Annotated in this window: 9 protein-coding genes; 6 read left to right on the plus strand and 3 right to left on the minus strand. The window is 61.0% G+C overall.

The window, feature by feature from the left end:
* Positions 1-221 precede the first annotated feature (221 nt).
* Genes xdhA through guaD form a run of 4 tightly spaced genes read left to right on the plus strand, consistent with a single transcriptional unit; the run spans position 222 to position 6,332 of the window.
* The gene (xdhA, locus tag GJU48_RS17325; protein WP_094949581.1) at positions 222-1,670 is read left to right on the plus strand and encodes a xanthine dehydrogenase small subunit; all 1,449 of its coding nucleotides are present in this window, start codon (positions 222-224) and stop codon (positions 1,668-1,670) included.
* Positions 1,663-4,161 carry a xanthine dehydrogenase molybdopterin binding subunit gene (gene xdhB, locus GJU48_RS17330; RefSeq protein WP_256671158.1) on the plus strand — a complete coding sequence of 833 codons (2,499 nt, stop codon included), beginning with the start codon at positions 1,663-1,665 and terminating at the stop codon, positions 4,159-4,161. The genes xdhA and xdhB overlap by 8 nt, the downstream gene beginning before the upstream one ends.
* A 12-nt stretch (positions 4,162-4,173) precedes the next feature.
* Positions 4,174-5,013: a xanthine dehydrogenase accessory protein XdhC gene (gene xdhC / locus GJU48_RS17335; RefSeq protein WP_094949579.1), complete on the plus strand. Its 840-nt coding sequence runs from the start codon at positions 4,174-4,176 to the stop codon at positions 5,011-5,013.
* A 14-nt stretch (positions 5,014-5,027) separates the two neighbouring features.
* Positions 5,028-6,332, plus strand: coding sequence for a guanine deaminase (gene guaD / locus GJU48_RS17340; protein WP_094949578.1), 1,305 nt, complete (start codon positions 5,028-5,030; stop codon positions 6,330-6,332).
* Positions 6,333-6,472: 140 nt separating this feature from the next.
* Here the strand turns inward: guaD and GJU48_RS17345 are convergent, their stop codons facing one another.
* Positions 6,473-7,237 carry a GntR family transcriptional regulator gene (locus GJU48_RS17345; protein WP_094949577.1) on the minus strand — a complete coding sequence of 255 codons (765 nt, stop codon included), beginning with the start codon at positions 7,235-7,237 and terminating at the stop codon, positions 6,473-6,475.
* Positions 7,238-7,463: 226 nt separating this feature from the next.
* Here GJU48_RS17345 and GJU48_RS17350 point away from each other — a divergent pair, with 226 nt between their 5' ends.
* A complete protein-coding gene (locus tag GJU48_RS17350; protein WP_094949576.1) occupies positions 7,464-8,654 on the plus strand; it encodes a benzoate/H(+) symporter BenE family transporter in 1,191 nt (396 codons plus the stop codon).
* Between the two features lie 37 nt (positions 8,655-8,691).
* On the opposite strand, the gene GJU48_RS17355 is transcribed toward GJU48_RS17350, so the two are convergent.
* Positions 8,692-9,048 (minus strand): YggL family protein, encoded by a 357-nt coding sequence (locus GJU48_RS17355; RefSeq protein WP_155296053.1) that lies wholly within the window; start codon positions 9,046-9,048, stop codon positions 8,692-8,694.
* Between the two features lie 236 nt (positions 9,049-9,284).
* Here GJU48_RS17355 and dacB point away from each other — a divergent pair, with 236 nt between their 5' ends.
* Complete coding sequence (gene dacB, locus GJU48_RS17360) at positions 9,285-10,745, plus strand: D-alanyl-D-alanine carboxypeptidase/D-alanyl-D-alanine endopeptidase (RefSeq protein WP_094949574.1); 1,461 nt, start codon at positions 9,285-9,287, stop codon at positions 10,743-10,745.
* 57 nt (positions 10,746-10,802) lie between these two features.
* Here dacB and GJU48_RS17365 read toward each other — a convergent pair whose 3' ends face one another.
* Positions 10,803-13,232 carry a sensor domain-containing diguanylate cyclase gene (locus GJU48_RS17365; RefSeq protein WP_155296054.1) on the minus strand — a complete coding sequence of 810 codons (2,430 nt, stop codon included), beginning with the start codon at positions 13,230-13,232 and terminating at the stop codon, positions 10,803-10,805.
* Between the last annotated feature and the right edge of the window lie 68 nt (positions 13,233-13,300).

Here is a 13,300-nt window from a genome sequence, read left to right on the forward strand (position 1 = left end):
GATGGCGCTACGCCCACCAGGGCGAATTTGGCATGAAATAAGCAACGCTGAAAACCCACACACCGCCAAAAACGCCGGTTCCAGAAGACTGAACCATAATTGAAAGTGTTGCGATCGCAATTTCTTGACCTTACGGTCAGAAAATCATTGACCGAAAAGTCAGACATGACTAGATTCGGCGCAAAGCGGTTAACAACAATAATGAGTCTGCGAGGCCTTCCGTGATCCAGTTTTTACTTAACCAGGAACTCCGTAGTGAGCACGCCCTGGACCCCAACCTGACCGTGCTCAACTATTTGCGTGAGCACCTGGGCAAATCCGGTACCAAGGAAGGCTGCGCCAGCGGCGACTGCGGCGCGTGCACCGTGGTGGTCGGTGAGTTGCACACTGACGCGCAAGGCGCGGAGCAGATTCGTTACCGCAGCCTCAACTCGTGCCTGACGTTTGTGTCGTCGTTGCACGGCAAACAATTGATCAGCGTCGAAGACCTCAAGCATCAAGGCCAACTGCACAGCGTGCAACAGGCCATGGTCGAGTGCCACGGCTCGCAATGCGGTTTTTGCACCCCAGGTTTCGTGATGTCGCTGTTCGCCCTGCAAAAGAACAGCGACGCGCCCGACAGCCAAAAAGCCCACGAAGCCCTCGCCGGCAACCTGTGCCGCTGCACCGGCTACCGCCCGATCCTCGCCGCCGCCGAACAGGCTTGCTGCAACAAACCGGTGGACCAGTTCGACAGCCGCCAGGCCGACACCATCGCGCGCCTCAAAGCCATCGCGCCGACGCAAACCGGCGAACTCAATAGCGGCGACAAGCGCTGCCTGGTGCCACTGACCGTCGCCGACCTGGCCGACCTCTACGACGCCTACCCGCAAGCCCGGCTGCTGGCCGGCGGCACCGACCTGGCGCTGGAAGTCACGCAGTTCCACCGCACGCTGCCGGTGATGATCTACGTCGGCAATATCGACGAGATGAAGCGCATCGAAAACTTCGACGACCGCCTGGAAATCGGCGCCGCCACTGTGCTGTCCGACTGCTACAGCGCGCTGCACCACGAATACCCGGACTTCGGCGACTTGCTGCACCGCTTCGCCTCCCTGCAAATCCGCAATCAGGGCACCTTGGGTGGCAACATCGGCAACGCCTCGCCGATTGGTGATTCGCCGCCACTGCTGATCGCGCTCGGCGCACAGATCGTGCTGTGCAAGGGCAATGTGCGCCGTACCTTGGCGCTGGAAGACTACTTCATCGATTACCGCGTCACGGCACGCCAGGACAGCGAGTTCATCGAGAAAATCATCGTGCCCAAGGGCCATTCGCTGTTCCGCGCCTACAAGGTTTCCAAGCGCTTGGACGATGACATTTCCGCCGTGTGCGCGGCCTTCAACCTGAAGATCGAGAACGGCGTGATCAACGAGGCACGCGTCGCCTTCGGGGGCATGGCCGCCACGCCCAAACGCGCGAAAAGCTGCGAAGCAGTATTGGTCGGCGCCACCTGGAACGCCGCCACCGTGGAAAAAGCCTGCGCCGCCCTCGCCGAGGATTTCACCCCGCTGTCAGACTTCCGCGCCAGCAAGGAATACCGCCTGCTCAGCGCACAGAACCTGCTACGCAAATACTTCATCGAACTGCAAACGCCGCACATCGAGACTCGGGTGACTGCTTATGTCTAACCATCACGCCGTCGTTAAAACCCAGGCCGAACTGGCCGAGCTGTTTGCCCAGGACCTGACCTCCGGAGTCGGGCGCAGCGTCAAGCATGACAGCGCCGCCAAGCACGTCAGCGGTGAGGCGCAGTACATCGATGACCGCCTGGAATTCCCCAATCAGTTGCACCTGTATGCGCGCATGTCCGACCGTGCCCACGCCCGGATCATCAGCATCGACACCGCGCCCTGCTACGCCTTTGATGGCGTGCGCATCGCTATCACCCATGAAGACGTGCCGGGCCTGAAAGACATCGGCCCGTTGATGCCAGGCGACCCGTTGTTGGCTATCGACACCGTGCAGTTTGTCGGCCAAGTGGTGCTGGCCGTGGCCGCCCGCGACCTCGAAACCGCGCGCAAAGCCGCCATGGCTGCGGTGATCGAATACGAAGACTTGGAGCCGGTGCTGGACGTGGTCGAGGCCTTGCGTAACAAGCACTTTGTGCTCGACAGCCACACCCACCAACGCGGTGATTCGGTGGGCGCGCTGGCAACGGCAAAAAACCGTATCCAGGGCACGCTGCACATCGGCGGCCAGGAACACTTCTACCTGGAAACCCAGATCTCGTCGGTGATGCCCACTGAAGACGGCGGCATGATCGTCTACTGCTCCACGCAAAACCCCACCGAAGTGCAGAAGCTGGTGGCCGAAGTGCTCGACGTGTCGATGAACAAAATCGTGGTCGACATGCGCCGCATGGGCGGTGGTTTCGGCGGCAAGGAAACCCAGGCCGCCAGCCCCGCGTGCCTGTGCGCGGTGGTCGCGCGCCTCACCGGCCAGCCGACCAAAATGCGCCTGCCGCGCGTCGAAGACATGCTGATGACCGGTAAGCGTCACCCCTTCTATATCGAATACGACGTGGGCTTCGACGACAGCGGCCGCCTGCACGGCATTAACTTGGAACTGGCGGGTAACTGCGGCTGCTCGCCCGACCTGTCGAACTCGATTGTCGACCGCGCGATGTTCCACGCCGACAACGCTTATTACCTCGGTGACGCCACGGTCAACGGCCATCGCTGCAAGACCAACACCGCGTCCAACACCGCCTATCGCGGCTTCGGCGGCCCGCAAGGCATGGTCGCCATCGAAGAAGTCATGGACGCCATCGCCCGCCACCTGGCGCTGGACCCGTTGGCGGTGCGCAAGGCCAACTACTACGGCAAGACCGAGCGCAACGTCACCCACTACCACCAAACCGTCGAGCACAACATGCTCGAGGAAATGACCGCCGAGCTTGAGGCCAGCAGCCAATACGCCGAGCGCCGCGAAGCGATCCGCCTGTACAACGCCCATAGCCCGATCCTGAAAAAAGGCCTGGCGCTGACGCCGGTGAAGTTCGGTATTTCGTTTACCGCCAGCTTCCTGAACCAGGCCGGCGCGCTGATCCACATCTACACCGACGGCAGCATCCACCTGAACCACGGCGGCACCGAGATGGGCCAGGGCCTGAACACCAAGGTTGCGCAGGTGGTGGCCGAAGTGTTCCAAGTCGAAATCGACCGCGTACAGATCACCGCCACCAACACCGACAAGGTGCCCAACACCTCGCCAACGGCGGCTTCCAGCGGTGCCGACCTGAACGGCAAGGCTGCGCAGAACGCCGCCGAAACCATCAAGCAACGCTTGGTGGAATTTGCCGCGCGCAAGTACGACGTGAGCGAAGCGGACGTGGAATTCCACAACGGCCATGTGCGCGTGCGCGATCAGATCCTGACCTTTGAGAGCCTGATCCAGCAGGCGTATTTCGCCCAGGTCTCATTGTCGAGCACCGGCTTCTACAAGACCCCGAAAATCTTCTACGACCGCAGCCAGGCGCGAGGGCGGCCGTTCTATTACTTCGCGTTCGGCGCGGCCTGTTGCGAAGTGATCGTCGACACCCTCACCGGTGAATACAAGATGCTGCGCACCGACATCCTCCATGACGTAGGCGCCTCGCTGAACCCGGCCATCGACATCGGCCAGGTCGAAGGCGGCTTTATCCAGGGCATGGGCTGGTTGACCATGGAGGAGCTGGTGTGGAACAACAAAGGCAAGCTGATGACCAACGGCCCGGCCAGCTACAAGATCCCGGCCGTGGCTGACATGCCGCTGGATTTGCGCGTGAAGCTGGTGGAAAACCGCAAGAACCCCGAAGACACGGTGTTCCACTCCAAGGCCGTGGGCGAGCCGCCGTTTATGCTCGGGATTGCCTCGTGGTGCGCGATCAAGGATGCCGTGGCGAGTTTGGGTGAGTATCGCCATCAGCCCAAGATTGATGCGCCGGCGACACCGGAAAGGGTGTTGTGGGGGTGTGAGCAGATGCGGCAGTTGACCGCTGCGAAGGCGGTCGATCGTTCCCACGCTCTGCGTGGGAATGCCGCCATGGACGCTCTGCGTCCGCTGAGACGCTCTGCGTCCGCTCTTGTGACGCAGAGCGTCACGGTATGCATTCCCACGCGGAGCGTGGGAACGATCTGACTGGAGGTGACTATGAACAACTGGATCAGCGCCCTCGCCGACCTGCAGAACCAGGGTGAACCCTGCGTGCTGGTGACCATCATCGAAGAGCTCGGCTCCACGCCGCGCAATGCCGGCTCGAAGATGGTGATCAGCGCCGCGCAGACCTTCGACACCATCGGTGGCGGGCACTTGGAATACAAGGCGATGCAGATTGCCCGCGACATGCTCGTGCGCGGCCAGCAGAACACCCACCTGGAGCGCTTCAGCCTCGGCGCAAGCCTGGGCCAGTGCTGTGGCGGTGTGACCGTGCTGCTGTTCGAACCCATGGGCCAGGTGCAGGCGCAGATTGCGGTGTTCGGCGCCGGCCATGTCGGCCGTGCGCTGGTACCGCTGTTGGCGAGCCTGCCGTGCCGGGTACGCTGGATCGATTCCCGAGACCTCGAGTTTCCGCAACATATCCCCCAGGGCGTGCGTAAAATCGTCAGCGAAGAGCCGGTCGATGAAATTGCCGACTTGCCGGTGGGCAGTTACTGCATCGTCATGACCCACAATCATGCGCTGGACCTGGAACTCACCGCCGCCCTGCTCAAACGCAATGACTTTGCCTACTTCGGCTTGATCGGTTCCAAGACCAAACGGGTCAAGTTCGAACACCGCTTGCGTGATCGCGGCTTCGACGCCGCACAACTGCAACGCATGCGCTGCCCGATGGGCCTCACCGAGGTGAAGGGCAAATTACCGGTGGAGATCGCCATCTCCATCGCCGGCGAAATCATCGCCACCTATAACGCGAACTTCGGCCAGCACACCGCGAGCGCCGAACCCATTGCCAAACTGCTGCCGGCCTCGCGCCGCAGCCAAGCTATCTAAACATTGAGATCACCATGCCTTTGACTCGCAAAGCCTACCGTGCCGCCATCCTGCACAGCATCGCCGACCCTGCTGAAGTGGGGATCGAAGCGTCCTATGAATACTTCGAAGACGGCCTGCTGGTGATCGATAACGGTCAGATCAGCGCCTTGGGCCACGCCAGCGATTTGCTGCCGACGCTGCCCGCCGACATCGAGGTCACCCATTACCAGGATGCGTTGATCACCCCAGGCCTGATCGACACCCATATCCACCTGCCGCAAACCGGCATGGTCGGTGCGTATGGCGAGCAATTGCTGGATTGGCTCAACACTTACACGTTCCCGTGCGAAAGCCAGTTCGCCGACAAGGCCCACGCCGAAGAAGTCGCGGATATCTTCATCAAGGAACTGCTGCGCAACGGCACCACCACCGCGCTGGTGTTCGGCAGCGTGCACCCGCAGTCAGTCAATTCGTTTTTTGAAGCGGCCGAGAAACTCGACCTGCGCATGATCGCCGGCAAGGTGATGATGGACCGCAACGCGCCAGACTACCTGACCGACACCGCCGAATCCGGCTACCAGGAAAGCAAAGCGCTGATCGAACGCTGGCATGGCAAAGGCCGTTTGCACTATGCGGTGACGCCACGTTTCGCACCGACCAGCACGCCGGAACAACTGACCCTGGCCGGGCAACTGCTGGGCGAATACCCGGACCTGTACATGCAGACTCACATCAGTGAAAACCTGCAGGAAGTCGAGTGGGTGAAAGAGCTGTTCCCGGAGCGCAAAGGCTATCTGGACGTGTACGACCACTACAAACTGCTGGGCGAACGCTCGGTGTTTGCCCACGGCGTGCACCTGTGCGACGACGAATGCGCGCGATTGGCGCAGACCGGTTCGGCGGTGGCGTTCTGCCCGACCTCGAACTTCTTCCTCGGCAGTGGCTTGTTCAACCTGCCGATGGCCGAGAAGCACAAGCTGAATGTGGGCCTGGGCACCGACGTGGGCGGCGGCACCAGCTTCTCGCTGCTGCAAACCCTGAACGAAGCCTACAAGGTCATGCAGTTGCAGGGCGCGCGGTTGAGCCCGTTCAAGTCGCTGTACCTGGCCACCTTGGGCGGCGCGCGGGCACTGCGATTGGAAGATAAGATCGGCACGTTGCAGCCGGGCACCGATGCGGACTTTTTGGTGTTGGATTACAACGCCACGCCGCTGCTCAGCTATCGCTTGAAGCAGGCCAATAACATTGCCGAGACGTTGTTTGTGTTGATGACGTTGGGGGATGATCGGGCGATTCTGCAGACCTACGCAGCCGGCAATCTCGTGCATCAACGCTAATTTCAGCCACAACACAAAACAATTGTGGGAGCTGGCTTGTGTGGGAGCCGGGCTTGCCCGCGATGCAGGCACCGCGGTGTATCAGGTACACCGCGGTGATGCCATCGCAGGCAAGCCAGCTCCCACATTTTTGATCGGGGTTACAGTTTTACCGAAGAACGCCCGGGCTTCTTGGTCTGCAACAGATGCGAGAACACCGCATGCAAATCATCCGACGCGCTTTCCTCATCGAGGTTGAGCTTGCTGTCGATGTGATCCATGTGGTGCATCATCAAATTCACCGCCAGCACCGCGTCGCGTGCTTCGATCGCGTCGATCAGTTGGGTGTGTTCATCGTAGGAGCAGTGCGAGCGGTTGCCGCTTTCGTACTGGGCGATGATCAACGAGGTCTGGGACACCAAACTGCGCTGGAAGCTGATCAGTGGCGCGTTCTTCGCCGCTTCGGCCAGCTTGAGGTGGAACTCACCGGAGAGGCGGATACCCGCACCACGGTCGCCGCGCGAGAAGCTGTCGCGCTCGTCGTTGACCATCTGGCGCAATTCGGCCAGTTGTTCAGCCGTGGCGTGCTGCACCGCTAATTCAGTGATCGCCCGCTCAACCAGGCGCCGAGCCAGGAACACTTGACGTGCTTCTTCGACACTTGGGCTCGCCACCACCGCACCACGATTGGGCCGCAGCAATACCACGCCTTCATGGGCCAGGCGCGACAGCGCGCGGCGAATGATGGTGCGGCTGACGCCGAAGATTTCGCCCAGTGCCTCTTCACTCAATTTGGTTCCGGGCGCCAGGCGTTGTTCAAGGATGGCCTCGAAGATATGCGCGTAGACGATATCGTCCTGGATTCCGGTGCGACCGGCCTTGCCGGCTCGCGGTTGTTTCTTGAGAGGTTGCAACTGTTCGTTCATGGGCACTCGGGTTTGGAGAACGGCGGCGAATTAACGGTAATACGGCAAGCGCGTGTCGCTGGCAAGTATCACCTAAAAACACGGCACATTGTACACAACCCAGTGCGCCAACACACTGTACGGCTGTTTGCGGCGTCGGCTGTATTGCAATGAGTAGTTACGTTTGAGTTTAGGCTTGAATCTGCGCCTTCACCGGCAAACACCCAGGTAAAAGGAACAGCGCCTCATGACCGACGCCACCCAAGCGCCTTTGCGCCCGCTGGCCGATACCTCCCCGTCGGCCGTCGTCGCCGGCTTCATCGTCATGATGACCGGCTACACCAGCTCCCTGGTCCTGATGTTCCAGGCCGGGCAAGCCGCCGGCTTGACCACTGCGCAAATTTCTTCGTGGATCTGGGCCCTCTCCATCGGCATGGCGGTGTGCAGCATCGGCCTGTCCCTGCGCTATCGCACGCCGATCACCGTCGCCTGGTCTACGCCTGGCGCGGCGCTGCTGATCACCAGCCTGGGCGGCGTGAGTTACGGCGAGGCGATTGGCGCCTACATCACCTGCGCGGTGCTGGTGACACTCTGCGGGCTGACCGGCAGCTTCGAAAAAATGGTCAAGCGCATTCCGTCGTCGCTGGCGGCGGCGTTGCTGGCGGGGATTCTGTTCAAGATCGGCAGTGAGATATTCGTCGCCGCGCAACATCGCACCGGGCTGGTCCTGGGGATGTTTTTCACCTACCTGATCATCAAGCGCCTGTCGCCGCGTTATGCGGTACTGGCCGCGCTGGTGATCGGCACGCTGCTATCGGGCCTGATGGGGCTGCTGGATTTCAGCGGCTTTCACCTCGAAGTAGCAACGCCGGTGTGGACCACCCCGCACTTCTCGCTGGCGGCGACCATCAGTATCGGCATCCCGTTGTTCGTGGTCGCGATGACCTCACAGAACATGCCCGGCGTCGCCGTGTTGCGCGCCGACGGCTACAACGTGCCCGCCTCGCCGCTGATCACCGCCACCGGCCTGGCCTCGCTGGTGCTCGCGCCGTTCGGCTCCCACGGCATCAACCTGGCAGCGATCAGCGCCGCCATCTGCACCGGGCCGCATGCCCACGAAGACCGCAACAAACGCTATACGGCGGCTGTATGGTGCGGGGTGTTCTACGGGATTGCGGGCGTATTTGGCGCGACGTTGGCGGCGTTGTTCGCAGCACTGCCAAAGGAGCTGGTGCTGTCGATTGCGGCCTTGGCGTTGTTTGGCTCGATCATCAATGGCTTGAGCATCGCCATGAATGAGCCGAAGGAACGGGAAGCGGCGCTGATCACCTTTATGGTCACCGCGTCAGGCTTGACGCTGTTTTCCATCGGTTCGGCGTTCTGGGGGATTGTGGCGGGGGTGTTGACGCTGTTGATTCTGAACTGGCGCAAGGCATAAAAAAACGGCGACCCTCAGGTCGCCGTTTTTTTCAGTATCACTTAGCCGCGTTGTTTGCCGCGTTGATCGGCTTTTCCGGATACCACACGTCCAGCAACGGGCTGACTTCAGCCTTGGTCAGCTCGGAACGGGTTTTCAGCCAAGCTTCGACAGCAGCACGCTGCTCTTCGGAAACCGAGCCACGCTTCTGCAGGCAAACCAGACCGAAGTCATCGCCGCCGACATAGCCCAGACCGTTGGCTTCCATGGCTTTTTTGATGAATGCTTCGAGGAAAGCGTCGATAGCTTCTTCACTCAGGCCTTCGTTGAAGTCCAGGTTCAGTTCGAAACCCAGCTCTTGAAATTCATCAACGCACAGTTTTTTGCGCAGACGCTGGGAACGGTTAGTCGCCATTGGAACAATCCTCATAAGTAATAACGGGCGGCACTTTAGCAGTTTAAGGCAAGGTTTGCCCGACTCTCTGGGACAGGCGGCTATCTGTCTGCAAAAAAACGCGTAATACCCGCTATCGTTCAGCTACAACTGGAACCACCTTGGGGCATAATGCCGACACTTTCGTGACCAATGAGGGATTTTCTTCCATACCCCTCGCCTTTTTCACCCTCCTCAGCAGTAGGGTTTTATTCTTTATGATCAAATCTTTTCGCTCAGCACTACTGGCCGGCTTTTTTCTACCACTGGCCCTTTCCGTCTCTGCCGCCCCGATCAACAACACCTTGCCACCCAACGTTGCGCAGGCTCTTCAGAAAGCCAAGCTGCAAAACACCGCACTGTCTCTGGTGATGCTGCCCCTCACCGGCCCCGGCACGCCAACCGTGTTCAACGCCGACGTGTCGGTGAACCCGGCCTCCACGATGAAGCTGGTCACCACCTACGCGGCCCTGGAAATGCTCGGCCCCAACCACCAGTGGAAAACCGAGTTCTACACCGACGGCACCCTCAACGGTGGCGTGTTGCGAGGCAACCTGTACCTCAAGGGCGGCGGCGACCCCAAGCTGAATATGGAAAAACTCTGGCTGCTGATGCGCGACCTGCGCGCCAATGGCGTGCAGCAAGTCACCGGCGACCTGGTGCTGGACCGCAGCTTCTTCAACCAGCCGCAATTGCCCGAATTCAATGACGACGGCAACGACGAGAACAAACCGTTCCTGGTCAAGCCCGACGCCCTGCTGGTCAACCTCAAGGCGCTGCGCTTCGTGACCCGCAATGACTCTGGCCGGGTGATTGTGTCGGTCGAACCGCCGATTGCGAGCATCCGCATCGACAACCAAGTCAAAGTCTCCAACGCCAAGCAGTGCACCGGCGACGTGCGCTACAGCCCGGTTACCGCCGCCGATGGCAGCGTCACCGTGACAGTCAGCGGCCAGTTGGGCGATGGCTGCAGTTCGCAGACGTACCTGTCACTGCTCGATCACGCCACCTACACCGCCGGCGCCGTGCGTGCGATCTGGAAGGAATTGGGCGGCACTATCCAAGGCCGTGATATCCAGGCGCCAGTGCCCAAGGACGCCAAAGTGCTGGCTCGGGCGTTTTCCCCGGACCTGGCGGAAATCATCCGCGACATCAACAAATACAGTAACAACACCATGGCCCAGCAGCTGTTCCTGAGCCTGGGCGCGCAGTTCCGTAACGATGCCGATGGCGACGATGCCAAGGCGGCGCAACGCGTGGTACGTCAGTGGCTGGCGAAGAAAGGCATCACCGCGCCGCACCTGGTGATGGAGAATGGCTCCGGCCTGTCGCGCGCCGAACGGGTCAGTGCCCGCGAGATGGCGGCCATGCTGCAAGCCGCCTGGAAAGGCCCGTACGCCGCCGAATACATCAGCTCGCTGCCGATTGCCGGCACCGACGGCACCATGCGTAAACGCCTGAAGACCACCGCCATGCGCGGCGAAGCCCACGTCAAAACCGGCACCCTGAACACCGTGCGCGCCATCGCCGGGTTCAGCCGCGACAACAACGGCAATACCTGGGTGGTGGTGGCGATCCTCAACGATTCGAAACCGTGGGGTGCGTCGTCGGTGCTGGATCAGGTGCTGCTAGACGTGTATCGCCAGCCGAAGCTGACGGCGGCGGCACCGGTGCTTTAAAAGGCAACACAGATCAAAGGTGGGAGCTGGCTTGCCTGCGATAGCGGTGTATCAGTATCAGATGCGTTGACTGACACGCTGCAATCGCAGGCAAGCCAGCTCCCAAGCCCTAAGTCGCTCCGCTTCCACCCGATCCCTGCCCGCCTGCTTGGCCACATACACCGCCGAGTCCGCGCGCAACAGCAGCCCATCAATGCCTTCATCGACCCGCCAACTGGCCACACCGAAGCTGGCGGTCACGGTGCCGACCGCGTCCATCGGTGCACTGCGCAGCGATTGCCACAACTCCACCGCCAGGCTGTATGCCTGGTCACCATCGGTGTGCGGGCATAGCACCACGAACTCTTCGCCACCCAGGCGACAAAACACATCGGTGCGCCGCAAACGCTGACTGATGCGATTGCACACCTCCTGCAACACCCCATCGCCCACGGCGTGCCCGTACTGGTCGTTGATACGCTTGAAGTGGTCGATATCGAACATGATCAACGACAGCATCCCAGAAGTGCGGTTGAGCCTGAGTATCTCGGCCTTGAGGCGATCCTGGAAATAACGCCGGTTATGGATGCTCGTCAGCGAGTCGGTGATCGACAGCGCGCGCAGCTCTTCCTCCACCCGTTTGAGATCAGAAATATCCGATACGTAGCCATACCACAGCGTACCGCCCCCAGGTAATTCTTCCGGCGTGGCTTCGCCGCGAATCCAGCGCAGGCCGCGTTGCGGCAACAACACGCGGTACTCTTCGCGCCAGTGGCTCAACTGCAACGCCGACAAGCGAATGGACAAGCGAACCCGCTCCACATCCTGCGGATGGATGCGCTCGAAGACCTTGCTTGCGTCCTGCTGCAACAGGCCGGTTTCAATTTCATAGATATCGCGCATGCCATCGCTGGCATAGATGAAGCGCCCGTTGCCCTTGGGTTCGAGGGTGAACTGGAAGATCCCGCCGGGCACGTGGGCGCTGAGTTTTTTCAGCAGACGATCCCGCGCCGCCAGGGCCTCGTAGGCACGTTTCTGCTCGGTGACATCCAGGTAAATCGCCAAGTGCCCGACCCACAAACCATGGTCATCGAGCAACACGGTGCCGAGCATGTTCACCGTCAACCGGCTGCCATCTTCGCGCAACAGCGTCCACTCTCGGGCCTCGTGCAGGTTGTCTGGGCTCTCCACCAGCATCGCCTGGCTCGGCGGGATGCGCTTGCCCATGGTCACACTTAAAGTGGCGGAGCGCGCTTCGAGTTCAGCGCCCAAGTGCAGGCTCTCCAGGGTCATGCAACCCAGTACCTGCTCGGCCTTGTAGCCCAGCATCAGCTCGGCGCCGGCATTGAACGTATTGATCACACCGCGCAAATCGGTGGCAATGATCGCGACCTGGGTGGCCGCATTCAGCACGCTGCGCAATTGCCCATGGGCCCCGCGCAGCTCCTGCTCACGCAGGCGCAACTGCTCGGTGCGCTGCTCCACCAGTTTCAGTGCGCGCTGGCGTTGGCTGACCAACACATACAGCAACGCGCTGAGCAGCAGGCTGAGCAACCCGCCCATGGTCAGGATAGTACTCATCGAGGAGTGGTTGGCCTGGTCGAAGACCCGGCTGGCTTGCACAGTCAGGGCATACACGTGGTCGCCGAGGGTGAGACGGCGCGCAGCAGTGAGATCGCTGGCGCCGACCGCATTGCTCGACGCATACAGCACGCGCTGCTGGGTGTCTGAGGTATCGACGATCTGCATCACCAAGTTGTCGCGGTTGGGGTTGGGCAAACCATCGGCCATCAGTTGGCGCATGCTGATCACCGCCATCACAAAGCCGCCGGGTTCAGCCGTGGGTAGCTTACTGACAGGCGCCACCAGCAAAACGCCGGCAGCATACGCCGGCTCCACGCCCACCAGTTGCATGGGCTGGGACACCGCAGGCTTGCCACTTTTTTGCGCGCGCTCAAGGGCCGAGCGCCGAAGCGGCTGAGCCAGCAGGTCAAAGCCCAGCGGCGAGCCCAGCAGGCTTTGGGTCTGGCTGTACAGCACAGGCACGTATTCATCGCGCTCGGGGGCCGGCGCCAATTCGCCTGACGCGTTCAATTCACGGATGGCGAAAGGGGCGCCGCGCTGGCGCGAGATCTCTTGTTCAAACGCACTACGTTGATCGCGCGATATCCGCGGCGCCCAGGCATAGGCGCGGGCGCGCAGCAGCAAGGGTTGGGCAAACCCATCAAACTCTGCACGGGACACGTCACTGGAGTTGACGAAGAAACGCTGCAGGCTCGCCAGGCGTTGTTCCTGGTCTTCAAAGCGTTCCTGAAGACGGGTGTAGCGCTCGTTGACCAGCAACTGGAAGCGCTGGCGAACCTGTTGCTGGTGGAGGTTAGCAGTGGCCCAGGCGACGATGAGCGTCAGCGCGCCACCTGCCAGTAACACCACCAATGCCACCAGCCAAGCTGACGCCTGTTCACTGATAAAGCCAAGGATTTTCGGGCGTACGGCATGCATCGGCATAGGCAACACTCACAACGCCAGCGTGCGGGGCTGTCACTTTGGCTAGGCGTTAAGTTATAGCCATGAGG

The sequence above is a fragment of the Pseudomonas sp. IB20 genome, from assembly GCF_009707325.1.
Lineage (GTDB): Bacteria > Pseudomonadota > Gammaproteobacteria > Pseudomonadales > Pseudomonadaceae > Aquipseudomonas.

Coding starts and splice junctions, on each gene's coding strand:
- xdhB (WP_256671158.1), top strand. CDS start 1,663: ATGTCTAACCATCACGCCGTCGTTAAAACCCAGGCCGAACTGGCCGAG.
- xdhC (WP_094949579.1), top strand. CDS start 4,174: ATGAACAACTGGATCAGCGCCCTCGCCGACCTGCAGAACCAGGGTGAA.
- guaD (WP_094949578.1), top strand. CDS start 5,028: ATGCCTTTGACTCGCAAAGCCTACCGTGCCGCCATCCTGCACAGCATC.
- GJU48_RS17345 (WP_094949577.1), bottom strand. CDS start 7,237: ATGAACGAACAGTTGCAACCTCTCAAGAAACAACCGCGAGCCGGCAAG.
- GJU48_RS17350 (WP_094949576.1), top strand. CDS start 7,464: ATGACCGACGCCACCCAAGCGCCTTTGCGCCCGCTGGCCGATACCTCC.
- GJU48_RS17355 (WP_155296053.1), bottom strand. CDS start 9,048: ATGGCGACTAACCGTTCCCAGCGTCTGCGCAAAAAACTGTGCGTTGAT.
- dacB (WP_094949574.1), top strand. CDS start 9,285: ATGATCAAATCTTTTCGCTCAGCACTACTGGCCGGCTTTTTTCTACCA.
- GJU48_RS17365 (WP_155296054.1), bottom strand. CDS start 13,232: ATGCCGATGCATGCCGTACGCCCGAAAATCCTTGGCTTTATCAGTGAA.